20 protein-coding genes are annotated in these 26436 nt (G+C 46.2%); 16 read left to right on the top strand and 4 right to left on the bottom strand.

The window, feature by feature from the left end; translation table 11 throughout:
* Positions 1-33: 33 nt before the first annotated feature.
* The 7 genes from csaA (at position 34) to D328_RS0108125 (ending at position 11212) form a co-directional block, all read left to right on the top strand.
* Entirely contained in the window at positions 34-366 is a 333-nt protein-coding gene (csaA, locus tag D328_RS0108155) for a chaperone CsaA (RefSeq protein WP_018884492.1), read from the top strand.
* A gap of 437 nt (positions 367-803) precedes the next feature.
* Entirely contained in the window at positions 804-2168 is a 1365-nt protein-coding gene (locus tag D328_RS0108150; RefSeq protein WP_018884491.1) for a cytochrome ubiquinol oxidase subunit I, read from the top strand.
* Positions 2165-3181 (top strand): cytochrome d ubiquinol oxidase subunit II, encoded by a 1017-nt coding sequence (locus D328_RS0108145; protein WP_018884490.1) that lies wholly within the window; start codon positions 2165-2167, stop codon positions 3179-3181. Before D328_RS0108150 ends, D328_RS0108145 begins: the two co-directional genes overlap by 4 nt.
* Before the next feature lie 71 nt (positions 3182-3252).
* Positions 3253-5091 carry a thiol reductant ABC exporter subunit CydD gene (gene cydD / locus D328_RS0108140; RefSeq protein ID WP_018884489.1) on the top strand — a complete coding sequence of 613 codons (1839 nt, stop codon included), beginning with the start codon at positions 3253-3255 and terminating at the stop codon, positions 5089-5091.
* Entirely contained in the window at positions 5084-6817 is a 1734-nt protein-coding gene (gene cydC, locus D328_RS0108135; RefSeq protein ID WP_018884488.1) for a thiol reductant ABC exporter subunit CydC, read from the top strand. Before cydD ends, cydC begins: the two co-directional genes overlap by 8 nt.
* A 285-nt stretch (positions 6818-7102) precedes the next feature.
* Entirely contained in the window at positions 7103-9727 is a 2625-nt protein-coding gene (gene ppsA, locus D328_RS0108130) for a phosphoenolpyruvate synthase (protein WP_018884487.1), read from the top strand.
* Positions 9728-9946: 219 nt separating this feature from the next.
* Positions 9947-11212, top strand: coding sequence for a right-handed parallel beta-helix repeat-containing protein (locus tag D328_RS0108125; protein WP_018884486.1), 1266 nt, complete (start codon positions 9947-9949; stop codon positions 11210-11212).
* Between the two features lie 116 nt (positions 11213-11328).
* Here D328_RS0108125 and D328_RS0108120 read toward each other — a convergent pair whose 3' ends face one another.
* A complete protein-coding gene (locus D328_RS0108120; RefSeq protein WP_018884485.1) occupies positions 11329-12075 on the bottom strand; it encodes an SDR family oxidoreductase in 747 nt (248 codons plus the stop codon).
* 192 nt (positions 12076-12267) lie between these two features.
* Between D328_RS0108120 and D328_RS0108115 the strand changes: the two genes are divergently transcribed.
* Positions 12268-12813, top strand: a complete 546-nt coding sequence (locus D328_RS0108115; protein ID WP_018884484.1) for a TetR-like C-terminal domain-containing protein — start codon at positions 12268-12270, stop codon at positions 12811-12813.
* A gap of 76 nt (positions 12814-12889) precedes the next feature.
* On the opposite strand, the gene D328_RS0108110 is transcribed toward D328_RS0108115, so the two are convergent.
* Entirely contained in the window at positions 12890-13777 is an 888-nt protein-coding gene (locus tag D328_RS0108110) for a helix-turn-helix domain-containing protein (RefSeq protein WP_018884483.1), read from the bottom strand.
* Between the two features lie 143 nt (positions 13778-13920).
* Between D328_RS0108110 and D328_RS0108105 the strand changes: the two genes are divergently transcribed.
* The gene (locus D328_RS0108105) at positions 13921-15453 is read left to right on the top strand and encodes a glycoside hydrolase family 43 protein (protein WP_018884482.1); all 1533 of its coding nucleotides are present in this window, start codon (positions 13921-13923) and stop codon (positions 15451-15453) included.
* Positions 15454-15507: 54 nt separating this feature from the next.
* Here the strand turns inward: D328_RS0108105 and D328_RS0108100 are convergent, their stop codons facing one another.
* Positions 15508-16395: a helix-turn-helix transcriptional regulator gene (locus D328_RS0108100; RefSeq protein WP_169445790.1), complete on the bottom strand. Its 888-nt coding sequence runs from the start codon at positions 16393-16395 to the stop codon at positions 15508-15510.
* Between the two features lie 130 nt (positions 16396-16525).
* On the opposite strand from D328_RS0108100, the gene D328_RS0108095 reads away from it, so the two are divergent.
* The 6 genes from D328_RS0108095 to D328_RS0108070 all read left to right on the top strand — a co-directional run bounded on the left by D328_RS0108095 (position 16526) and on the right by D328_RS0108070 (position 25006).
* Positions 16526-18502 (top strand): glycoside hydrolase family 31 protein, encoded by a 1977-nt coding sequence (locus tag D328_RS0108095; protein WP_018884480.1) that lies wholly within the window; start codon positions 16526-16528, stop codon positions 18500-18502.
* A 111-nt stretch (positions 18503-18613) separates the two neighbouring features.
* Positions 18614-19285 carry a hypothetical protein gene (locus D328_RS0108090; RefSeq protein ID WP_018884479.1) on the top strand — a complete coding sequence of 224 codons (672 nt, stop codon included), beginning with the start codon at positions 18614-18616 and terminating at the stop codon, positions 19283-19285.
* A 96-nt stretch (positions 19286-19381) separates the two neighbouring features.
* A complete protein-coding gene (locus D328_RS0108085; protein WP_018884478.1) occupies positions 19382-20263 on the top strand; it encodes a LysR family transcriptional regulator in 882 nt (293 codons plus the stop codon).
* 216 nt (positions 20264-20479) lie between these two features.
* Complete coding sequence (locus D328_RS0108080; RefSeq protein ID WP_018884477.1) at positions 20480-22357, top strand: beta-glucoside-specific PTS transporter subunit IIABC; 1878 nt, start codon at positions 20480-20482, stop codon at positions 22355-22357.
* Positions 22358-22376: 19 nt separating this feature from the next.
* On the top strand, positions 22377-23810 hold the full coding sequence (locus D328_RS0108075) for a 6-phospho-beta-glucosidase (protein ID WP_018884476.1): 1434 nt from the start codon (positions 22377-22379) through the stop codon (positions 23808-23810).
* Between the two features lie 44 nt (positions 23811-23854).
* Positions 23855-25006 carry an MFS transporter gene (locus tag D328_RS0108070; protein ID WP_205622118.1) on the top strand — a complete coding sequence of 384 codons (1152 nt, stop codon included), beginning with the start codon at positions 23855-23857 and terminating at the stop codon, positions 25004-25006.
* Positions 25007-25053: 47 nt separating this feature from the next.
* On the opposite strand, the gene D328_RS0108065 is transcribed toward D328_RS0108070, so the two are convergent.
* Positions 25054-25599 (bottom strand): TetR/AcrR family transcriptional regulator, encoded by a 546-nt coding sequence (locus D328_RS0108065; protein ID WP_018884474.1) that lies wholly within the window; start codon positions 25597-25599, stop codon positions 25054-25056.
* Between the two features lie 256 nt (positions 25600-25855).
* On the opposite strand from D328_RS0108065, the gene D328_RS0108060 reads away from it, so the two are divergent.
* Positions 25856-26404 carry an NAD(P)H-dependent oxidoreductase gene (locus tag D328_RS0108060; protein ID WP_018884473.1) on the top strand — a complete coding sequence of 183 codons (549 nt, stop codon included), beginning with the start codon at positions 25856-25858 and terminating at the stop codon, positions 26402-26404.
* Positions 26405-26436 lie beyond the last annotated feature (32 nt).

Below are 26436 nucleotides of genomic sequence, written 5' to 3'. Positions count from 1 at the left end.
GCAATATAATCCAGCTGAATAGGAGAAGGAACAATGGCCACAATAGATGATTTCCTAAAGCTTGATCTTCGTGTCGGGACGATTACGCAAGCAGAATTTTTTGCAGAAGCCAAAATACCTGCGATCAAGCTGCAAATTGATTTTGGAGCGGAGATAGGGGTTAAGGCATCCAGCGCGCAAATTACCCAACGCTATAAGGCTGAGGAGCTGATTGGAAAGCAGGTGGTATGCGTGGTTAACTTCCCGCCCCGACGCATAGCAGGCTTCAAATCTGAGGTATTGGTGCTAGGCGGAGTACCGGAAAAAGGGGATGTTGTGCTGCTGCAACCAGATATGCCTTTAGCGAATGGCACAATCATTGGCTAGCGTACTTAGATATGTAGATACAAGTACATTGTTACTAGTACAGTCATACAAGTAATGAAGATCCGAGGGAGCAGTTGCCAAATGCAGCTGCTCTTTTTCTCGTTACTCAGCAGGAGGCCTATTAGCACGCTTTAGCATGCATTAGGAGATTAGAGCAATAGCCCCATAGAGTGATTTCATCAGTTTTCACCAACTTGTCAGAAAGAAATGGTCCTTTCTTGAACATTTAGGTACGAAGTTGTGTCATGAATTGAATTACTGAAAATTGCAGATAAAATAATTTTAAATATTTCATTTTGTCTTGCTGCTAGTACCTTTGCCGATTACATACTCAAATGTATCTGGTCGAGGTGCTAGCTTTACTTGTGAAAAAAATATCTTTCCAAGACAGACAAGTATTCTATGAAAATTAAAGAGAGTTAAAGGAGGTAGTACATATGGCTGTGGATACAGTGTTATGGAGTCAGCTGAGTACAGGGATGACTCTGGCGTTTCATGCTATTTTTGCCACACTTGGTGTCGGGATTCCGCTGATGATCTCCATCGCAGAATTCATTGGCATTCGTAAGAAGGACCACCATTATACGCTGATGGCCAAAAGATGGTCACGCGGATTTGTCATTTCGGTGGCTGTGGGCGTTGTGACAGGAACAGCGATCTCGCTACAGCTCGCACTAATTTGGCCCAATTTTATGAAGCTGGCGGGGAATGTCATTGCACTTCCGTTATTTTTAGAGGTGTTCGCGTTCTTCTTTGAAGCGATCTTCCTTGGAATCTATCTGTATACGTGGGACCGATTCAAAAATCCCTATATTCATTGGCTGCTAACGATTCCGATCGTCATAGGAGCGGGCATGTCTGCTGTTTTTATCACGACAGTGAACGGCTTCATGAACCAGCCCGCAGGCTTTGCGATGGAAGCTGGACAATTTACGGCAGTAGATCCGATCCAAGCGATGCTGAATACAGCAACGTTCTCTAAGGTGTTCCACGTACTCAGCTCGGCCTATTTAACAGGAGCTGCTTTACTAGCTGGCATTGCGGCCTTTACGATGCTGCGAAAGGGAGGATCTCCCTACCATAAGAAAGCCTTGAACCTCATGATGGCCGTGGTTCTGCTGTTCGGTATGCTGAACACTTTGGCTGGGGACCTGTCCGCCAAGTTTTTAGCAGAGCACCAGCCAGAGAAGCTTGCAGCAGCCGAGTGGCATTTTGAGACGGAGAGTGGGGCAGATTTGATTTTACTAGGCTGGCTGAATGCAGAGCGTGAAATATTAGGGGCCATCCACCTGCCGAAGGTACTGAGCTTTCTAGCCTTTGGAGACTTTAATGCCGAGGTGACGGGTCTGGAGGAATTCCCGGTAGAGGAATGGCCGCCGCTGCTCGTACATTATCTGTTTGATCTTATGGCTGGAATCGGGTTCGCGTTATTGGCTATTTCGCTCCTGTACTTCCTATTTGTGATCTGGAAAAAGCGCAATGCATTGAACAAATGGCTGCTTCGCTTGATTGCGCTGGGAGCACCGCTCGCATTTCTAGGTGTGGAGCTGGGCTGGTTCTATGCAGAACTGGGACGTCAGCCATGGATAATTCGCGGATATATGCGTGTGGATGAAGCAGCTACTTCATCACCGAGTGTGAGCGTGCTGTTCTTCCTCTTCCTGCTTCTGTATATTCTGCTGGGTGCAATGTGTGTTGTTGTACTTCGGCGTTTGTTCAGAAATAACCCGGCCGAAGCGGAGATCGAAAAATGGGCGTTAACGAAGCACAAGGAATCTGAGGGGAAGGGTGAATCCATATGATGAGCTACGAATTAATAGGTATCACGGTACTATGGCTATTCTTGTACGGCTATCTAATTGTAGCTTCCATTGATTTTGGAGCAGGCTTCTTCGCCTTTTATGCTCGATTAACGAGGCAGGATCATCTGATCAATCGCCTCATCTCCCGTTATCTATCCCCTGTATGGGAGATTACCAATGTATTTTTTGTCTTCTTCTATATTGGCATCGTCGGCTTCTTTCCTGATACAGCCTATTATTATGGCTCTGCGCTGCTGGTGCCGGGCAGTATTGCGGTTATTTTGCTTGCCATCCGGGGTTCGTTTTACGCCTTTGAGAACTACGGCTCGAAGAAGAATATGGTCTATCTGTTTTTATACGGGGCATCGGGCCTGCTGATCCCGGCTTCGCTGTCCGTAGCGCTAACACTGTCGGAAGGGGGCTTTATCGTCAAGCAAGGCGAGGCGGTAGCTCTGGATTATTGGGCTCTGCTTACCAGTCCACTATCATGGAGCATCGTTGGCTTGGCAATCGTCTCGGTGCTCTTTATCAGCGCATCATTCCTGGCCTTTTACGCTTCCCGTGCTGAGGATCGTGCTGCTCTGCAGTTGATCCGGACCTATGCACTCTTTTGGAGTACACCAACGATTGTAGTAGCTCTAACGGCTTTTATTTATATCGGTCAGCACAATGAGCGCCATTTCCAGAACATGATGGATCTGTGGTGGCTGCTCGCACTTTCAGTCGCTTTCTTCATGATCGCTATGTGGCTCTTGTACAATGGACGCCGCTATGGATTAGCTTTTATATGTGTCATGCTGCAATTTTTCTGTGCCTTTTTTGCATACGGGATTGGGCAATATCCTTACATTCTCGATCCGTACATTACCATTCAGAGCGGTGCAACCTCACCTGCAATGGGTATTGCACTTGTTATTGTGTTTATTGGCGGGCTATGCCTCCTCATTCCATCTCTCATTCTGGTATTCAGACTATTCTTGTTTGATGCGGATTATGTGAAAGGAAGGAAATAAGCGGACTTATTCGTAGCCACAGCTATAGGGTCGCTTCATTACAAATATCTGTGAAAAGGAGGAGGGCTTGGGTGAACAGGAAAGCCGGTCTCTTGTCCCAGGAGCTATCGAAGCAAAGGAATCGTCTCATTGTTCTTGCGATCATTTCCCTCACGCTTGGCATAGCGATTATTGCTCAATCGGCGTTACTTGCCGAAGCAGTCCAGAAGATTTTTGTGGAAGGTGCTTCATTATCCTCCGTTATGATCTTACTTGCTATATTACTGGCTGTTATGACGTTGCGTGTGCTGTTGTCACACGGCAACGGCAAAGTAGGGATATATATGGCTGGTCATGCGAAGACAAATATGCGGGCAAAGGTGCTGCAGCGTCTCACGCATGCTTCCATGACTTCAACGCTTCGTGGTCAGACAGGGGGAAGGGTCAGCCTTGCACTTGATGCAGTGGATGAGGGGGATAGTTATTTCAGCCAGTACATGCCGCGTATGCTGGAGGCTGCCATCATTCCGATTCTGATTTTGGTGGTTGTCTTTACGCAGCATGCGAACTCCGGGTTCATTATGCTGTTTACGGCTCCTTTTATACCGCTGTTCATGATTCTGGTGGGGTTGAAGACGAGAAGTAAATCAGAGGAAAAGTTCGCGCAGCTGGCCGAATTCTCCGGCACATTCCTGGATTCCCTTCAAGGGCTGGTAACGTTGAAATTATACGGTTGCGCTCATCGTCAGACGGCGGAGATTGAGCGCAGTAGCCTGAATTATCGTGACGCGACAATGGGTATCTTGCGAATCGCATTTACGAACACGTTCATGCTCGAATCCATTGTCATGCTAAGTATAGGTATTGTCGCTCTGGAGCTTGCCATACAGCTGCTCGTGTTCAAAGCGCTTAACTTCCACACAGCCTTCTTCATCCTGCTGCTGGTTCCCGAATTTTACAGCCTGCTGAAGAATACAGGAACTGCTTTTCACAGTGGGCGGACCAGCATGGGGGCGATTCGTAAAGTAGAGGAGCTGCTAGTGGAGACAAGCGGTGAGCATACGGCTGTAGAGGCAGTAGGCCCTCAGGAGGAAACAGGCTGCAGGGCAGAGGGGATCAACTACGCAGAGCATCCGACACAGGCTAATAAGCAGATTAGAAAGTTAGATGAAACGCAGCTGTCCACGGCACCCTCCATCGAATTGGACCATGTTCAATTTGACTATGGTACGGGTTCATTCCAGCTTGTAACAGGCTCCGTGTCGTTGGCTCCAGGAGAGCATACTGCTATTGTTGGAAAAAGTGGCTCAGGCAAAACGACTTTGCTTCATCTCATTGCAGGATTGCTGAGGCCGACAGCAGGGGGGATTCGGGTCAATGGAAGTCCCTTGCAGCAATACGACGAGTCAGATTGGTATAAGGGTATAAGCTACATCACCCAGCATCCGTACATTTTCGCCGGCACGCTGGCTGATAATATTGCGATCGGTGCTGGTCCGAACGTGTCCAGGGACGAGATCGAGGCGGCGGCTATAGCGGCTGGACTTGCTTCTGTTGTTGACAATTTGCAGCAAGGATACGATACCCATGTCGGTGAAGGGGGCAGAGGGCTGTCAGGTGGTGAGAAGCAACGGCTGGCCTTGGCCCGGGCTTTTTTGAAGCGGCCTAGTATCATCTTGTTTGATGAACCTACAGTAGGACTAGACTTGTACACGGAACGTATCTTGCAGCAGTCTATGGCTACATTGTCTCAATCAGCGACGACCATTACAGTTGCGCATCGACTATACACCATTCAACATGCGGATCAGATTCTGTTCATGGATAATGGCATGATCGTGGATTCCGGTCGTCATGAGGAGCTTTTGGAGCGACTGTCTCCATATGCCGAGCTGGTGAGTGCACAACAAGGAGGGGATGGACATGAATGATCTAGCTATGTTAGCCAAAGCAATGGTTCAGGAGCGCAAGGATATCCTTTTGTCCATCCTGGGTGGATTTGTAGCAGGTATCGCAGGTGTGGCGCTGTTCTCGGCAAGCGGTTATTTAATTTCCCAGACGGTGTTCGCACCGCCGCTCTATACGTTGATTGTACTGACATCGGTAATCAAATTGCTCGGCTTGCTTCGGGCTGCGACCCGTTACGGTGAACGCCTCTATTCCCACCGTGCGACCTTTTCCATACTTAGCCGCTTGCGTACATCTTTTTTTGCGAGGCTGATTCCACTAACTCCCCGTCTATTGAATACACAACGGAGCGGAGATCTGCTTGCTCGAATTGTGGGGGATGTGGAAAGCTTGCAGCATTATTTTCTGCGTGTGGCATACCCGCCCATCATTGTAATCATGGTCTTTTTGTCCACTGTCCTCTTTACATCAGCATTTTCGTTCTGGATTGCCGGATTGTTCGTACTTGGTATGCTGGCTACTGCCGTGGTCGTTCCAGGCATTGTCTTGCTGGGGCAGAGAAGCATACAGCAGCGTGTTCGCCAGCAACGTGCCGCATTATCCACTGAGGTGACCGAGATGCTATATGGATTCCGTGATCTGAAGGTATACGGTCAGCTTACAGAGCGTGAGCATAAGCTCCAGCATGCAGCCGCTACACTAGGTACGAAGCAGGAACGAGCAGCGGGTCATTTGCTGGTGGGACAGTCCATGCACGCTTTGGTTACGTTTCTTGTCTCATGGGGAGTGCTCGCACTTGGCGCTTATCTCATTCAGGAGGGAGAGCTGGCTGGCGTATTTCTTGCCATGCTTGTCATGACTTCTCTCACGGTATTTGAAGAAGCAGCCGCAATGGCTACCTTGCCTGTCTACAAGCAGGATAGCGAGCATGCAGCCAGAAGACTGACAGACACGGTTCAGACCGCACAATTGCAGATATCCCAGCCAAGCGGTACCCTTTCTGCTCATCAAGCAGTCTCTATCGAACTATCACGTGTTACATTCCAGCATGAGGGAGAGTGGCGACCAGCACTAAGAGATGTATCCTTTCGTATCACACCAGGCTCGAAGACAGCGATCGTTGGGCCAAGTGGGTCAGGAAAATCCACCATTATGGAGCTTCTGCTCAAGCTTCACATGCCCACAGACGGCGAGATTCAGTTGAATAACACAGCATTGCAGGATTTGGATGAGGCGAGCCTATGGCAGGGGTCTAATGTTGTTCTGCAGAAGAGCCATTTTTTCCGGGGAACGATTCGGGATAACCTATTGCTGGATGATGGAGAGCATACGGATGAAGAATTAATGGATACGCTAAATAAAGTTCAATTGCCGAATACATCGCTAACGGATCTAGTGTATGAGAAAGGAGAGAATCTATCGGATGGTGAGATGCAGCGACTGGCTTTGGCACGTGCACTGCTGCGCAAAGGAAGGCTATGGCTTCTGGACGAGCCTACGTCCTCGCTAGATTATGTAACCGAGGCACGAGTGTTGAAGCATCTGTATGAGAAGGCTGCGGATGACACGATAATTCTGATCTGTCACCGACTGATTGGACTGGAGGACATGGATCAGATTATTGTGCTGGACCAGGGAAGGGTAATAGAATCCGGTTCGTATGCAGAGCTGATGCACAGACAAGGATATTTCTATGAAATGAAGCAAATTGAGAGGGATATCATTGGTGAAGCTGGAGGGAGAGATTGAACATTTCACCGAGAAACCTCATCCAGTCACAATGGGTGGCAAATTCAATGTGAGGCATGTACCTACAAGGCTACTAATCCTCAAGGCTCAAGGCTCAAAAAGAACCTGAATCGTTACGATTCAGGTTCTTTGATATTGCATATAAACGAGCATAATGTTATGATCAATCCACGTATATTAAATGTCACATGGTCAAAGTTAACGCATCTTATATTTTTAATTTACCATGCCGCTGGATGGTTGTCAAATGTTTTTTTCTCACATTAAGGGTTAGGAGAGATTTGAATGGATGCTATGGTTCTTGGATTCAAGGAAATGGACACAGCACAGCTATCGCTCGTCGGGGGAAAAGGGCTGCACTTGGGTGAATTGTCAAAAATCCAAGGAATACAAGTGCCAGAAGGCTTTTGCGTTACAACGCTGGGCTATACATTGGCGATCGAGCGCAACCCAACACTTCAGGCATTACTGGAGCAATTGGCGCTGCTAACGGTTGCGGATCAAGAGCGCATTAGCGACATCAGCCGGAAGATCCGTCATACCATCATAGAAGCAGAAATTCCTTCTGATGTCGTAAAGGCTGTTGCCCACCAGCTCTCCCAGCTTGGAGATCAACACGCTTATGCAGTGCGATCTAGCGCGACGGCTGAGGATTTGCCGCATGCTTCTTTTGCTGGCCAACATGACACGTATTTGAATGTTATCGGAAAAGAGGCTATTTTGGAGCATATCAGCAAATGCTGGGCTTCTCTATTTACGGATCGTGCTGTGATCTACCGTATGCAAAATGGATTTGACCATGGCCAAGTGTATTTATCCGTGGTTGTGCAGAGAATGGTTCTCCCGCAGGCTTCAGGTATTATGTTCACAGCAGATCCGATGACCTCGAACCGCAAGCTGCTATCCATTGATGCGAGCTTCGGGCTTGGGGAAGCCTTGGTCTCTGGATTCGTATCTGCCGACGGCTATAAGGTACAGGATGAGAGGATCGTCGATAAGCGGATCGCGAGGAAGAAGCTCGCCATCTATGCACGGCCAGAAGGCGGGACAGAGACCCGTGAGCTCGATCCTGTACAGCAGCAGGCCCAGACACTTACGGAGGAAGAGATTGTGCAGCTAGCACGCATAGGCAGACAGATCGAAGCTTATTTTGGCAGCCCGCAGGATATCGAATGGTGCCTAGCAGATAACAGCTTTTACATTGTGCAGAGCCGGCCAATCACTACGTTATATCCGATCCCTGAAGTGGATGATCAAGATAAGCACGTATACGTGTCGGTTGGACATCAGCAAATGATGACCGATGCCATGACACCATTGGGATTGTCTTTCTATCTGTTAATTACTCCTGCACCTATGCGCACAGCGGGTGGGCGGTTATTTGTTGACATTGCGTCTAGACTGAATACGTCGGCCGGTCGAGAGGCTCTATTAAGTGCTCTTGGTTCCGATCCGCTTATAAAAGGGGCACTTACGACCCTCATAGAGCGAGATTTTATACCTTTGGTACCCGATGATCCTACTGTACTGACGAATCAAGTAGCTGATTCAAACCAATCCATACCTAGCGAAAAACATACAGAGGTGCATGCACCCTTTGAGAACAATCCATCAATCGTTACGGAGCTGATTCAGCGTAGTCAAGCATCAATTGAAGAGCTACAGCAACGCATTCAGGGGAAATCGGGAGTGGACGTATGTGATTTCATTCTGGAGGATATCCAGCAATTAAAGAAGATCTTGTTTGACCCTCAAAGTACAGCAGTATTCATGGCAGCCATCCATGCTACATCATGGATCAATGAGAAGATGAACGAGTGGTTAGGTGAAAAAAATGCTGCAGATCTGCTCTCGCAATCTGTACCCAACAACATTACTTCGGAAATGGGTCTGGCACTATTGGATGTCGCGGATGTGATTCGCCCTTATCCAGAAGTGATTGAATTTTTGCAGCATACAAAAGAAGATAATTTTCTGGATGAGCTGATTAAGCTTGACGGGGGAAGGGAAAGCCAGAGCGCGATCTATGATTATCTCAGCAAATATGGAATGCGATGTGCCGGTGAAATCGATATTACGAGAACTCGCTGGAGTGAGAAGCCACTTACACTTGTTCCCTTGATTTTGAGCAACATCAAGAATTTCGAGCCTAATGCTGGCAAGCGAAGGTTTGAGCAAGGACGTCAGGAAGCTTTGGAAAAAGAACAAGAGCTACTCGAGCGATTGCTGCAATTACCGGGTGGTGAACAGAAAGCCAAAGAAACCAAACGGATGATCAACCTCATTCGGAATTTTATTGGCTACCGGGAATATCCCAAATACGGCATCGTAAGTCGCTACTTCGTGTATAAGCAGGCCTTACTGAAGGAGGCTGAACGACTCGTTCAAGCTGATGTGATCCATGAAGCAGCAGATATCTATTATCTTAGCTTTGATGAGCTTCATGAAGTCGTGCGCACCCATGAACTCGACTATCAGCTCATCAATCAGCGTAAAGGCGACTATGCATTATACGAAAAGCTGACCCCGCCTCGTGTGCTCACATCCGATGGCGAGATCGTTGTAGGGGAGTATGAGCGAGCGCATCTCCCGGCCAATGCCATAGCAGGACTAGCCGTCTCCTCCGGAGTGATCGAAGGTCGCGCACGCGTGATCCTGCACATGGAGGATGCTGAGCTGGAGGATGGTGATATATTAGTTACCTCCTTTACGGACCCGGGGTGGACGCCCCTATTTGTATCCATAAAAGGTCTGGTCACCGAGGTGGGTGGGCTGATGACCCATGGTGCGGTGATTGCACGAGAATATGGTCTTCCAGCCGTCGTGGGCGTGGAGAATGCTACCAAGCTAATCAAGGACGGCCAGCAAATTCGCGTGCATGGAACAGAGGGGTATATCGAGATTATGTAGCTCTATTCTTAATAATTTGCAGAAAATATGCAGGCTCCAATCTTCTCTCCTCTTCTGAAATCAGCCGCAATTTATATAAAAACCCTTATTTAAAAAGCTGACGAGAACAACGATATAAAAACAGAAATCGCGATGATTAACACATGAACAGGAGGGATGCAGTGGAGAAAAATAGGCTGCGCGGATAAAAATTTTGAAGAGTAATATGAGGAGAGAATGATGCCAAAAGTATCACGTTTATGGATAATCTGCTTCAGCTTTGTGGCACTTTTTATGATTGTCCCTGTTATGGCTTCGGCCGCTTCAAGCACATATTACGTTTCACCAGCAGGGAGCGACAGCAATCCTGGAACCTACAGTGAGCCCTTCAAGAGCATAATGCAAGCACAGTCAGCGGCTTCCTCAGGCGATCGGGTATATATTCGAGGTGGCGTATATGATGATTTTGACATTGCAAGAACCGATTCCAACTATAATTACGTACATGACATGACGAAGAGCGGAATTACTTATGAAGCATATCCTGGGGAACGGCCTGTCTTGGATTTCAAGTATGTTCCGACTAATTTGCGTGTGGCAGCGTTCCATGTCGGAGACCGGGTCACTGGCATTACCTTTAAAGGCTTCGATGTTATCGGCATCAAGGTAGGTGATCAGGCACAGTCGGAAGCTTTTCGGATTCGTGGACAGGCCGACTTCGAGAATATGGCTGCTCATGATAATGAAGCCATTGGTTTTTATTATACCGGGAATGGTACAGGAACGGTTCTGAACTCCGATGCCTACAACAATATAGGGCCGACACAAGTATCGGCTGGGAATACAGATGGCTTTGGGGCACATGGTGGGGATGTTACGTTTATTAATGCCCGTGCATGGAATAACAGTGACGATGGCTTTGACAGTATCAGCTCGAAGGGCACCGTCATTTATGACCATTGCTGGTCCTTTGACCACCGCGGTAATCAGAATGGAATAGGAGATAAAAATGGCTTTAAGGTGGGTGGCTATGCCTACAGAACGGACGGACTACCAGATCCGTTGCCTGTGCATACCGTTAGATACTCTTTAGCTGTAAATAATGGCGCTAACGGTTTTTACGCCAATCACCAGCCGGGGCAATCAGCTACCTGGACTAATAATACAGCCTATAATAATTCCCGAGCCAACTTTGATATGCTGGAACGAGTAAGTCCAACGGACACGACCAATATTCCTGGCTATCGAGAGGTGCTGCACCATAACCTAGCTTTCATGGGACGGGCAATTATGAATGACAACAACGCACCAGAGAATGTAACTAACAATTCCTGGACCATAGATGGTGGTCTCAACATCACTGCAGAAGATTTTATAAGCCTGGATACTGCACAATTATCTGCACCTAGAAAAGCGGATGGCAGCTTACCAGATGTTACGTTCATGATGCCCACGGCTTCAAGTGAACTTAGCCAATATCATTTGGGTTACCTAGCCGATCAATAGGCCCATGAAAGCAGTTCATTAAATAGATGTATGAACAAGTTCATTGCTCAGAACATACCGCTGATCCTCTTGAGAAGATCAGCGGTTTTTTTTATCTTCTACGCACTATATACCCATCACCAAGGCTGACTTGTTGGCCCAATGGTGAACTCATTAATATTCGTGTCCTCTGGCTGATCAATTGCGAACGCAACAACATTGGCCACTCGATCCGATGAGATACCATATCGTTCGTACAGTGCAGTCATGCCTGCTGACACTTCCTTATTTGAGATTGTATCCAGCAATTCCGTATGGATCGCAGCAGGATAGATGGTTGCTGTACGGATGTTGGTGCCTTCCTGGGCAGACTCCATACGCAAGACTTCCATCAAATCACGAACAGCCCACTTGGTTGCGCCATACACCGCACCACCAGGATAGGCCTTGAGACCAGCTACGGATGAAGTAGTGATGATGTGTCCAGACTTTTGCGATGTAAATGTAGGTAGTACGGCAGCAATGCCATTCAGCACACCTTTAATATTGACGTCAATCATGCTATTCCAATCGTCTGTTTTCAAGTCAGAGAGGGGAGAGTTCGGCATCAGCCCAGCGTTCAGGAAGATGACATCAACACCGCCAAAAGTGTCCTTAGCCAGCTGAACCAGCTGCTGATTATCCTCTGGATTCACAACATCGGTGACGCGATACACCGCTTGTCCACCGTTTGACTGGATTTCTTTCACTAATTGCACCAAGCGATCCTCGCGTCTTGCACCAAGTACAAGCTTTGCACCTTTCTCAGCCAGCAGCTTTGCAGTTGCTTCTCCGATTCCAGAACTAGCGCCCGTGATAATGACTACTTTATTCTCAATGGCCATATGTTTTTTCATCCTTTCAGTTGATATTTAAGAATTAAGCTACTATTGATGTTTTATAGACATCTGTCTATAATTTATAATCTATGTAGTAACAACGCAAGACATAGCACTCGCTAATTCCAGCCATTCTGATGTATAAACAACATATTCACTTAAATTGTCGACCATTTCAAAGAAAGCATGGGGTGTAACATGGTAAAAGTAGACAGAAGAATTATTAGAACGCAAGAAGCAATCAAAAAAGCATTTCTCGAATTGATGTCAGAAAAGAGCTTTGATCACATCACCATTCAGGATATTTCCGACAGGGCTAATGTTAATCGTGCAACCGTGTATCTTCATTACCTCGATAAATTTGATCTGCTTGATAAGATCATAGAGGAACACATCCATAACATGGCTAATCTGTGTGAATTGGAAGCTGAATTGGACTGGATTGAGTCAACCGTACACTGCATGGAGTACCTTGCGAATAATTACTTATTCTTCTCGACGATGCTTGCAAGCGGTGGAGCGCAGTATTTTCGAAGTCGGTTTGTTCAATATAATATCGAAGAATTCAGAAAAGACGTGGATGTCACCAAAGGTAAAAACCTCGGACAAAGCGAGGAAGTCGTTGTTGAATTTGTTGCGAATGCTTACGTAGGTGTCGTGGAATGGTGGCTCAAGAATGGAATGCCTCATTCACCTCAGGAAATGGCAGAGAAGGTAGGAAGCCTGCTAGAAAGGAATCTCTAGCCATGAAGGGAGTACTGATTGAAATGAGTAAAGAGGGCCGCACCAAATAATGGGTGTGCCCTTTGTCCCGAAGAATTCACTCATGCTGACTGCATATCCTAGCAGGCTTTTTTCGATAAGCTCTTGGTGATTGGCCAAGTACACTTGTGAACTGGCGAGTAAAATAATTGCTGTCATTAAACCCACTCTTAAAGGCTATGTCTGAGGTCGGGAGAGAAGTGGTCTCCAGTAATCTACGTGCATGCTCCAAGCGCAGCTGCTGGAGATAGGCGAAGGGTGTTGTGTGATAGTACGACTGAAAAAGTCGATTTAAGTGTCTCACGGATACATTCGATTGGGCAGCAATTTCCTCACGGGATAAAGGCATCGTATAATGATCCTCCATATAGGAGATTGCCTTTGCCAAATGTAGGAGGCTGCCACGGGTTCCTTGTTGCTCCTGATCCTCATATAGCCTTGACAATTGGATAGCAAGCTCCATGAACCGTGAACGTAAAATGGATTTATAGCCATCCAGTTGCTGGTCGTATTCCTCAATCATAAAATCAAGAGTCGAGGATATGTAATCGAAGCTTGAGATTGGCAAGCTCATTTTACTCAAGGAATGGTCTATATTGCGATAATACGGCTCTATAACGAAAAGGGCCTGGTACCCCCTTATGGTTCTTAATTCAGGACCTGCCAGCTCCAGTAGATCAGGCTTATACATGATGTTACAGATTCGAAATTCATATGGATTTTTGTATCCGTGGGAGGTAGCTCCGTTAATCACAAAAATGTCGCCCTTCTTGATGAACATTTCTTCCGTATTGACGATGTGCGTGGCATGGCCATGTAAAACAATAACGAGCTCGGAAAAATCAACATGCTGGTGAACAAACATGTCTTCCTCATGCTCCCCGTACTGGATATAGAAGTTGAAATCCTCGTCTGCTGTGAACCAATTCAGATGAATATCTCTCATGGGAATATCCTTTCACAATGAAGTTGGTGATGAAAGGCTGTCCTTATCATGCTATTTTATGACTCTACAATCAAGGCTGAAGGAGCAAATGATTAACTATAATGGGATTGATATCATAACAACGTGTGAAGGAGAACTTGTCTATGAATTATCGTAATCCCGTCATCCGTGGTTTTCATCCTGATCCCAGCATTTGCAGAGTTGGCCATGACTACTATCTCGTGACCAGTTCGTTTGAGTACTTCCCAGGCGTCCCGTTATTTCATAGCACTGATCTGGTGAACTGGCAGCAGATTGGTCATGTACTAACGCGAACGGAACAATTGAATCTTAGTAACGCCGGCAGTTCAGGCGGCATCTATGCGCCAACCATTCGTTACCATAATGGGACGTTCTACATGACTACCACCAATGTGTCGGACTGTGGTAACTTCTATGTACACACTGAGAACCCTTTTGGGAAGTGGTCAGACCCTATTCTCGTAGACCAGCCAGGCATTGATCCGGATCTGTTTTTTGACGAGGATGGACAGGTTTACTTTACTACCTCTCATGATGCTATGGGTCAGGGCGCATACCAAAGCCGAATCGACATAAGAACAGGAGAACGGCTATCAGACATAACACGCATATGGAAGGGTACGGGCGGTCAATATCCTGAGGCCCCACATCTCTATCGCATTGGACATTGGTACTATTTGATGATCTCAGAAGGCGGAACAGAGTACGGTCATATGGTAACAATCGCTAGAAGCAAGAGACCAGATGGTCCGTTTGAAAGCTGTCCCTACAACCCGATTCTATCGCATCGGAGCCTTCTCAAGCCCATTCACGCCACAGGTCATGCCGATCTGGTTCAGACTCCCGAGGGTAGCTGGTGGGCCGTATTTCTGGGAATAAGGCCGAATGGTTATCCTCCGCGCCATCATCTTGGTCGTGAGACCTTCCTCGCACCTGTCCGTTGGACGGATGATGGTTGGCCACTGATCGGTAACAACGGAACGATAGATGACATCATGTCTACTGAGGATCTCACGCTGGTAGCACCAATTACTGCTCCCGTGAGGGATGACTTCAATAACGAGAGCCTTGCTGCTAACTGGACATTCCTCCGTTCACCGCAGTCTGAGAATTGGTCACTCAGCGCGAAGAGAGGCTGTCTTACCTTATATGGTTCTCCAGTTACATTGAATGAAGCGGACTCACCAGCATTCGTAGGTAGAAGACAGCAGGATTTTCATTGCCGAGCCTCGACGCACTTATCCTTTAAGCCACAGCAGGACGGTGAGGAGGCGGGCATTAGCGTGTATATGAACGAACGTTTTCATTATGACATGGCCCTAGTTCGATTGGCTGGCGACAGCAAACTGATCTTTCGTAGACGACTGGGTACCTTGTGGAAGGTGGAAAGTGAGATTCCGTGGTCATCTGATCACATCCTTCTAGTCATTCAAGCAGATAAAACACACTATCAATTTGGATTTTCCGAGAGCGAAGAGAAGGAACCGTTCTGGTTCGGAAAAGGCGAATGCGGGTTACTTGCCACGGAAGTAGCAGGTGGCTTCACAGGAGTCTTCATAGCTATGTATGCAACTGGTAATGGAGCACGATCTATTACACCAGCTCATTTTGATTGGTTCGACTATGAGTCCTTCGACGATGCCTCCGCACCTTGAATGCGATTACAATGGAAGTAGCAGTGCCTGAGCTCCGATGAACCGTTGTAGGCACTATGTCTTTGCTAGAAGAGAATGAGTCATGTACTGTCTCGGTGACATTCCAGTGAAGCTCTTGAATACTCTTCCAAAATAAGTCAGGTTGGAGAATCCGACCTGGCTGGCCACATCCTGCACGGAGTAGCGCTGAAGCTGGAGGAGTCGGCAGGCTTCGTAGACTCGCAGCATGTGAATATACTTAATCAGCGTTGTACCCGTTGTCTTCTTGAACAGTGAACAGAAGTAATTGGGCGTAACACAGCACATCCGAGCAGCTTGCTCTATTGTAATGGGTTCGTGGAAATGATTGCTTAGATGCGCGAGCAACGGATGGATTCCGGTATCCAAGCGGATGTGCTGGTTGCGCTTTCGTTGCTTGGTCTGTTGAAATGCCAAGCCGAGTAGACTTAGTAGCTCACCTTTGAACCGCAATTCGTAGCCTGGACTCTGTTCATGATGTAGCATAATCAGACGCTCAAGTGATTCACGAACCATGTCGGACATGGGCAAGTCCCTATCATAGAACAATGGCAGTGAGACCTCTCCACCTAGTAGCGGTTGGATATATTGCACCTCCGTATAATCTTGTACCCCTTTCAGCAGAACCTCATTATACACAATGGCATATAGTTCACTTCCGTGTTCCATCGGATGAGCGGAATGCATTTGTCTACGGTTGACCCAGGCAGCTTCTCCTGCATGCAATTGTCTAGAGTCGGAACCAATCTGTACCTGAAAGCTCCCCTTCGTAATATAAATCCATTCCAAATGATCATGCCAATGAGGCGGTATCAGATAACGGTCGGGAAAATGAATATGAAACACATTAACCGGAAAGGTGAATTCCGGTATTTCCGTGTGTTCTTGTCTCCAGGAATATAGATTCTCGTCATGCATATCCATGAACATGCTCATCTCCATTACAAACGTAATATCGTATGAATAATACGTAGTTTTCGTAGATTCTGTTCTGGCTTTGTCCGCTATAATGGGGCTGTAATCCAATTATATGCTGAGATGGAGGTCTACTGCTATGTTTCGCTCGGAAAATGGAAGACTGATACGAGAATATGATCATGAGCGGGTATGGATCGAGGCATGGGGGGAGAATGCTGTTCGTGTTCGTGCCTCTTACAACGACATTCAGAATGATGAGTGGGCGCTGCTGCCAGCTACTTCAACCCACGCGCAGGTGATGATTGAAGAGGACAGGGCAACGATAGTGAACGGTAAAATCAAAGCTGAGATTAGCAAGCAAGGACAAATCTCCTTTTATAACCAGGATGGAAAGCTGCTACTTCATGAAACGGAAGATACCTATCAATTGAAATACGGTGGCCGAGAGCTCAAGCCTTACCCGGGTAGCAGTGATTATTCCGTCAAGCTACGATTGGAGTCCGATCCATCCGAGAAGCTGTTCGGGATGGGACAATATCAGCATTCCTTTCTTAATTTGAAGGGCTGCTCACTGGAATTGACTCACCGCAACAGTCAGATCAGCGTGCCCTTTGTGCTATCAAGCGCTGGCTACGGTTTTCTGTGGCACAACCCAGCCATTGGACAAGTCCATTTTAGTCTGAACGTCACGGAGTGGAGCGCCCCCTCCACCAAGCAGCTCGATTACTGGATCACAGCGGGTGATTCTCCTGCAGAGATTGAAGAAAGCTATGCTACCGTTACAGGAAAGGTACCGATGATGCCGGACTATGGTCTTGGCTTCTGGCAGTGCAAGCTTCGCTACCGTACCCAGGAGGAGCTACTTACAGTAGCAAGAGAATATAAGCGTAGACAATTGCCGATTGATGTGATTGTTATTGACTTCTTTCACTGGACCAATCAAGGGGACTGGAGGTTTGATCCAATCTATTGGCCAGACCCTGAAGGGATGGTCAAGGAGCTGAGAGAGCTAGGCATCGAGCTGATGATCTCAGTATGGCCTACGGTGCAGACGGAGAGCGAGAACTATCGGGAGATGCTGGAAAAGGGATACCTGCTACGCTCCGATCGCGGCGTGCGCACCCAGTTTCAATTTCTCGGTCAAAATGCTATTTTTGACGCCACGAATCCTGAAGCGCGTAGGTTCCTATGGAGGATAATTAAGAAGAATTATTACGACAAAGGCATTCGAGTGTTCTGGCTAGATGAGGCGGAGCCGGAGCTAAGCGTCTATGATCATGATATTTACCGCTATCATCTGGGCTCCAGTAAGCAGATCGGCAATATATATCCAGTAAAGTATAGCCAAACGTTCTACGAAGGAATGGAGGCGGAAGGTCAAGCCAATATTGTCAATCTGGTGCGCTGTGCCTGGGCGGGAAGTCAACGCTACGGTGCACTTGTCTGGTCCGGGGATATACACTCCAGCTTCAAGGTGTTGGAGATCCAAGTGAAGGCGGGCTTGAACATGGCAATTGCCGGGATTCCTTGGTGGACAACGGACATCGGCGGTTTTCATGGGGGAGATCCGGAGAACCCGTCGTTCCGGGAATGTATGGTGCGCTGGTTTCAGTATGGTGCGTTGTGTCCTGTCTTTCGTCTTCATGGTGACCGACAGCCATTTATTCCACCCACTGGTACAGCAGGGGGCGGCATCTGTGGTAGTGGCTCGGATAATGAGGTATGGAGCTATGGGGATGAGGCATATGAGATTTTCCGGGAGTTCATGTATTTGCGAGAGCGCCTGAAGCCTTATATTGCTGGATTGATGCGGGAGGCCCACGAGAAGGGCACTCCACCCATGCGCCCGCTGTTCTATGATTTTGATAACGATCCGGCGGCTTGGGAGGTGGAGGATCAGTATACGTTCGGTCCGGATTTACTGGTTGCTCCTGTATTGCGCGAGGGTCGGCGAAGCCGCCAAGTCTATCTGCCTGCAGGAATCTCGTGGAAGAATGCCTATAGCGGTGACACGCTGGAAGGGGGCTGTACCATCGAGGTAGCAGCGCCACTGGAGCATATTCCATTGTTCTTGAGGAACGGAGCCGAGCTTCCTATCGTAGTCGATAAATAATGGTTGTGGGTAATAACATAGCATTGAAACATTAGCACGTACTGAACCGTTAATGTAGTGTGCTGTGTTATATCCATAGTCACAGGAGAAGATACGAAAGGAGCGATCAGATTGAATAACAAGCATTCCTTGGGAATACTCATGCTGATGTTCGTCATGATCTTCATGCTAACCGCCTGTACGGGAAGTGCGGTTCCTACCGACACTGAGGATACTACAGATACTGCGGATACTACCGACACTTCAGGATCTGGAGCACCGAATACTGAAGGTACTGAACCTCCTTCATCCGAGCAGGAGGTTCAAGAAGCAGCAACTCGTCCAGCTACCCAAAGCTTTGAACTGATGACAACGGAGGGAAATCAAGCTCTGGAGGCGGTACTGCAAGAGGAGGAAGGGTTCTCCTTGTATGTCTTCGAGAAATTCACATTTGATTCAGCTGCGGGCCGCTTATCCTTGAGCAGTAATCCGGATTATTATGTAGACATTGAACTGCTGCCTGCAGATTATGATGTTGCTCAGCTTGAAGCCGCAGGAAGGGATGAGCTAAGCCAGGCTGGTGAGGTGTCCGATTATAGTGGCGAGTTGGTGGAGCACCCCCTAGGCTACGCAGAGCTGTATCTGCAAGCTTCTGGTGAGAAGGGGATAAGCGATTACATGGTATGGACATCAGAGGGAGGGGATGCTTTCCTGTTCCGCCTTCATAATCCGAAGGGAGAGGAGGCCTCCGATTTTGCCGGGCCTGTGCTGATCTCTCTCTCAACCGTACAGGGAGATATGTAGCCAAGAAGCAGGTTATGTTGATAATCATACAAAATCAAGATAATATGGGGGCAGGTGAATTAGCATTTGGTGAGTTGAAGCAAAGCAGGAGGGGTCATGGAATTAAGAGTGCTTCGATATTTTTTGACAGTAGCGCGCGTGGAGAACATTACCCATGCAGCAACGATCTTGCATGTGACACAGCCTACGTTAAGCAGACAGTTGGCTGATCTGGAAAAAGACTTAGGAACTCAATTGTTTATACGCGGCAAAAGCAAAATTACACTAACGGAGTCAGGGTTGCTTTTGCGTCAGCGGGCAGAGGAGATTCTTACCCTTGCAGATAAAACAGAGAAAGAGTTCAAGGATCAGAACAACCTGGTTGGAGGAACCATTTCGATTGGGAGTGTTGAGTCATTAACATCCAATGTGATTCTACAATCGCTAAAAGACTTCAATGCAGAATATCCTCAGGTTAGCTATCACATTTATAGCGGGACTGGTGATGACATCAAGGAAAGGATCGATAAGGGCTTACTTGACGTTGGAATCTTGCTGGAACCGATTCATATCGAAAAATATGATTTTATCAGGCTACCGCAAAAAGAGCGATGGGGCATTCTTACAAGAACTTCGTCGCCACTTGCAAGTAAAGACTATGTGACTGCAAAAGATCTGACAGGAGTACCCTTGCTCATTTCCAGTCGAGTAGTTGTACAAAATGAGATTGCCAGTTGGTTCGCCGACGAGTATTCACAGCTTCACTTTGTAGCTACCTATAACCTAATATCCAATGTGGTCAACCTAGTGGAGCAGGGATTAGGAACCGCAATCTGTATTGAGGGGGCTGTGGCGATGAAGCATTCTGACAGTCTTTGCTTTATCCCATTTTATCCAGATCTTCAATTTCCAACGGTGATTGTCTGGAAGAAGCATAAAATATTCAGTCCATCTGCAGTGCGTTTTTTGCAACATATTAAACATGCCTTTCAGGCATGATAAATCATTAAATATAGGTATTGGCTATAGCTATTTATCTGATGATATTTTAAAGGTGCAGTGAATGTTACCTTTTTATATCACTCACAGATAAGTAGCTTTTTTATTTTGGGAGGAGTTAATTAAGGAGGTGGAAATGCTTATAAGCAGAATTTTATAAGCGCTTCCGTATACGTTCATAGTAGTAATAGAGACACTTAGAGGGGGCACCTTGGTATGAGCAAAAAGTATGAGAACTTAGCTAAAGATATTGTAGAGCGTGTTGGTGGTCATGAAAATGTATCTACACTAACCCACTGTATGACTCGACTTAGATTTGCATTGAACGATGTTAATAAAGCGAAGCGTGAGTCGATTAAGTCTTTAGATGGTGTCATTGATGCCATAGAAAGTGGCGGACAGTTTCAGGTCGTTATTGGAACACATGTTGAAGACGTTTACAACGAGGTCGTCAAGCATTTGGAACCTAAGGGGGCTTCAAATAGCGAAGCAGGTAATGGGAGAAAAGCAAGTATTGTAGGCAAATTTATTGATTTCGTATCTGGAACCTTTAGTCCAATTGTTCCTGCCATTGCTGGTGCCGGGATGATTAAAGCACTTTTAGCTCTGTTGATTTTGCTTAAATGGATCTCACGAGACTCACAGACCTTTTATGTCATTAATTTTATGTCAGACGCCATATTTTACTTCTTACCATTTTTGTTAGCCTACTCTGCTGCAAACAAACTAAAGTGTAGCCCTGTATTGGCAATTGTCCTGGCGGGAATCTTCTTGCATCCCAGTTTGATTCAATTAAAGACAGAGGGCAATGATGTCAACGTATTTGGTATCCCCCTGACGCTTGTTACTTATAGTTCATCTGTGGTTCCAATCCTTCTAACGGTATGGGCGCAATCGTATATTGAGCCTTTCTTCAAGCGAATAATACATGATTCCATAAAAATAATTTTTGTGCCGATGTTAACTATCTTGGTTGTTGGAACGATTGGCCTTACCGTACTTGGTCCGTTAGGATCATTTGTCGGAACGTATTTAGCAATGGGCTTTGATTTCTTAGGTTCGCATGGTTCTTGGCTGGTTATATTCATCATCGCGACTTTCTGGCCAATCCTTGTCATGTTTGGACTACATCATAACATTGTGCCTCTTTCATTAACGCAAATCACCACCTTAGGTTATGAAAATATTATAGGTCCGGGTGCTCTGGTATCTAATATAACGCAAGGTGTGGCTGCTTTGGTGGTAGGTTCGAGAACTAAAGATCCATCCATGAAGCAAATCTCGACAACTAGTGGTATTACCGGATTAATGGGTATTACAGAGGCAGCTCTTTATGGAGTAAACTTGCCGAAGAAATATCCGCTAATCGCAGCAATGATTGGTGCTGCTTGTGGCGGACTATATGCAGGTCTAACAGGGGTATCTCGCTATGCAACCGGAGCATCCGGTATACCTGCCATTCCGCTGTATTTAGGTGCTAACTTGGCTAATTTCTATAATATCTTAATTGCATTGCTTATTGCAGCACTTGTAACCGCAGTTCTTACGTACTTGCTTAGCTTTAGATTTGAAAAATCAGCAGTCGTGAGCACGGAAGAAGTAAAAGTAGCGGTAGAGACTGTTCCAATTACAGCAGCAGCATTAACTATAGCAAGTCCATTGAGTGGAAGCACCATTGCACTTAAAGATATACAAGATGTGGCCTTTGCTTCCGGAGCTATGGGTAAAGGAATAGCAGTAGAGCCTAGCGAAGGAAAGGTTATTTCACCCTTTGACGGCACGATCGTATCTCTATTTCCCAAAAAGCATGCGATGGGTCTCCTGTCAGATACAGGTGCTGAGGTTCTTATTCATGTAGGTCTGAACACGGTTAAGCTCAATGGTAAGTATTTTGAATCGCATGTTGTCGAGGGGCAAAGAATTACGAAGGGACAATTGTTGCTTACCTTTGATTTGGAGAAAATCAAAGCAGAAGGCTATGTTACCCAAACTCCAATTATTATTACTAATTCAGATAGCTACAAAGAGTTCACAGAGACAACGCAAACAGTCGTGTCTTTCGAGGATTCATTATTTGAATTGAAAGTCAATTAAAGATAGGGGCGTATGAGATATGGTTCTAAGAAAGGACTTCCTGTGGGGAGGAGCAACCGCTGCGAATCAATGTGAGGGTGGTTATTTGGAAGGGAACAAAGGGCTATCCAATGTCGATGTAATACCATGGGGCGAAGACCGGGTTCCTATTATGCGAGGTAAAAAAGAAGCACTTGAGTGCGACAGCTCACACTACTATCCGAGCCATGAAGCCATTGATTTCTACCACCGGTATAAAGAGGATATTGCTTTGTTCGCAGAAATGGGCTTCAAAACACTACGTTTATCCATAGCCTGGACAAGGATCTTTCCCAATGGGGATGATGAAATACCTAATGAAGCTGGACTGAAATTTTACGACAATGTATTTGATGAATGCTTGAAATATGGCATTGAGCCCTTGGTAACCATTACTCATTTTGATGTACCCATGCATCTGGTAAGAACGATTGGCTCCTGGAGAAGCCGCACAATGGTAGATCATTACACGCGGCTTTGTGAGACCCTTTTTAGTAGATATAAAGACAAAGTGAAATATTGGCTCACGATTAATGAGATCAATATGATCCTGCATCTTCCCTTTGGCAGCGCAGGTCTAGTATTCAAGGAAGGTGAAAATGAAGAAGCGATCAAATATCAAGCTGCTCATCACCAATTACTTGCGAGTGCAAAGGCTACCGAAATTGCACGCAAAATCAATCCAGAAATCCAAATTGGCTGTATGCTAGCTGGGGCGAGCACGTATTCTTATACTCCAGCTCCCGAAGACGTATGGAAAGCCATGACACGAGACAGGGAGCATTATTTCTTCGTTGATGTTCAATCCCGTGGGGAATATCCTAATTATGCTAAAAAGATGTTTGAGCGAATGGGGATTGAGCTGCAATTTGAGCAGGGGGATGAAGAGCTATTAAAGAATAATACAGTTGATTTTGTCTCATTTAGCTATTATGGTTCACGATTGACCAGTGCGGATCCCGAAGTAAATACACAGACCGCGGCTAATTTGTTTCCGACTTTAAAAAATAAATACTTGAAAACAAGCGAGTGGGGGTGGCAAATCGACTCATTGGGTCTCAGAATTACGCTAAATGCACTCTATGATCGCTATCAAAAACCGCTGTTCATTGTAGAAAATGGACTAGGGGCCCACGATACCATTAACGAAATGGGCCACATTGAGGATGATTACAGAATTGAGTACATCCGTGAACATATTCAAGCATTCAAAGCAGCCGTGGAGGAAGATGGTGTAGAGCTTCTCGGATATACGACATGGGGATGCATTGATTTGGTAAGCTCCAGTAGTGGACAGATGAGTAAGCGCTATGGCTTTATCTATGTTGATAAAGATGACAGCGATAATGGCACATTGGAACGCAAAAAAAAGAAATCATTTGACTGGTATAAAAAAGTGATTGAAAGCAATGGAGAAGAACTGTTCTTGTCATAGTGCAAGTATGACTTCCTGAGAGGGGGGAATGAACGATGAACACAATAAATCGTTTATGGACCACGCCATTTGCTCTAATGACTGCTGCAAATCTGGCACTGTTTACTGCATTTTATATGCTCTATCCCACGATGCCAGCATTTATTAAGGAATTGGGTGGCGACGAGTCTCAGGTTGGCATGGTAGTGGGCGCTTTTGCGCTCTCTGCTGTGTTCTTCAGACCGCTTGTAGGTGGGCTGCTAGATCGTTATAGTAGACGTTTGTTTATTACGCTGGGACTCATAGTCTTCGCTGTAACCATGTATATGTATAACTGGGTTGGAGGCATTCTGATGCTTATAGCACTCAGAATCCTTCATGGGCTCAGTTGGGCGTTTTCAACTACCGCAATGATTACTTCTGTGACAGATACAGTATCTCCAGCAAGAAGAGGCGAGGGGTTAGGGTGGTTCAGCACGTCAATGACGCTAGCTATGGCAGTAGGTCCGCTATTCGGGATCTGGATTATCCAAATGCACTCTTACAGCCTATTGTTTCTGTTAGGTCTGGTCCTTTCTTCGGTTGCCTTGATCTTGACCATGGGTGCAAAGATCCCCTTCAACTCACAACCGAGCAAAGGGAAACTACAATTGTACGAAAAGTCAGTGTTACCCATCGCGGTATCGGTCTTCTTTCTCTTCATCGCTTATGGTGGTGTTACCACTTTCCTTCCTTTATTCGCTGATTCACTTCAGGTCAATTCCGGAGTATTCTTTCTAACGTTCGCTGCAGCGCTGGCATTGAGCCGCCCCATTACCGGGAAGCTTTCGGATCGATACGGGGAGCTATTCATACTTGCTCCTTCACTAGTAGTTACGATCAGTGCTTTAATTGTGTTATTTGCTTCCAAAGGAACGGTGGGTATTGTGGTATCTGCGGTCCTATTTGGTATTGGCTTTGGGTCGGCTCAGCCGGCATTCCAATCTGCAACATTACTGGTTGCACGTGCCGACCGTAAGGGAGTCGCCAACGCCACAATTACAACTGCTAACGATCTCGGGATCGGTCTCGGCTCGATTATATTGGGCATGATTTCTCACTATGCCAGTTATCAGGCTTTATTTGCAGTCTGTGCATTGTCCGTGGGGCTATCCTTGATTCTTTATCTAGTATTTGTGAGGCCTATTTTAAGAACTAAGAAATATGCGGAAAAATGATTGTCAGATTAAGTAGGTTACGATATGGAGCAGCTTCTTAGGAACATTCAAAAATTCCTGTCCAAGATTTGTCCGGTTTGTTCGGCGATTACACGAGGGGGCACAGGCATGCCATTCTTGAACCACCATTCTACAGCTCCAACGACAGCAGCTCCAAAAAATTGAAGAATAATCTCTTCATTCAAGCCTTGATTGACTCCCTCGGAGGTATCGACCTCAACGCCATATTCCTGAACGACCAGATCAAGGAAGCGACTGCGGAAGTAGGCTGCGCTCTTCGTATTGAGCATGATCGAAAAGAATAGGTGATTGTTAGCAAAGTAATCAAACCAGACGTAATTTCCTTCTTTAAAAGTCATGTCAGCAGCAGAGTGGCATAGTTCACGGAGATTACTAATATGTTCTTCCACAATCTTATCGAGTAAATCATATTTATCCATGTAGTGAAGATAGATGGTTCCTCGGTTCAGATTGGCTCTGTCAGATATATCTCTTATTGTTATTTCTTCAAAGTTCTTCTCAACCATTAGCTCAAGAATGGCCTTCTTGATCGCCTCTTGAGACTTAACAATTCGTCTGTCTATTTTTGTCATTGATAAGTCAGCTCCTCCGTTAAATAATCGGCAATTCCTTAGAATATGTTCATTAATCCACACATTGAGCGGATTTGATTATTGAAAGGATAGCATTTCTGTTTAGAATTATAAACATAAGTTGATTAAACAATCAATGTTCATTTTTGAGAGCTTAAGAAATGCAACATTCGATAAAAAGGAGACATCGAGATGAGCAAAATTCGCCAGAGTAGTGAACGGCCTCAACACAAAAATGAATTGGAGAGAAGCTGAAATGAAAACACTTGTCCTTGCATTTCACCCTAATTTGGCGGCATCCCGTGTGAATCGGCGTTTGACCGAAGAACTGGAGCAGCAAGGTACAGTTACAGTGCACCGGGTCTATGAAGCTTACCCGGATGAGAACATTGATGTAGCTGCTGAGCAAAAATTACTTGAGCAGCATGACCGTGTCGTTCTTCAATTTCCGTTCTACTGGTATAGTACACCTTCATTATTGAAGAAATGGGAGGACGCAGTCCTCACTTACGGCTGGGCGTATGGAAGTACAGGGAATAAGCTGCATGGCAAAGATTTGTTAATTGCAGTCTCCATAGGCGCTGCCAAAGAAAACTATTCAGCAGATGGCAACTTTAAATACACGATTCATGAACTGCTGAGACCTCTTCAGACCACAAGTAAGATGATCGGCATGCGCTATCTGACTCCATACATTTTGTACGGTGTCATGCAGCACCTGTCGGATGAAGCACTTGAGCAAAGTGCCAAGGACTATGCCACCTATATACAGAACACTGGGGTTGCACAGCTATCCGTCAGATAACAATGAGTTACCAATATATAATACTTTGCTCA

Source organism: Paenibacillus massiliensis 2301065 = DSM 16942, assembly GCF_000377505.1.
Taxonomy (GTDB): Bacteria; Bacillota; Bacilli; order Paenibacillales; family Paenibacillaceae; genus Paenibacillus; species Paenibacillus massiliensis.
This window is presented reverse-complemented; position numbering and strand designations above follow the sequence as displayed.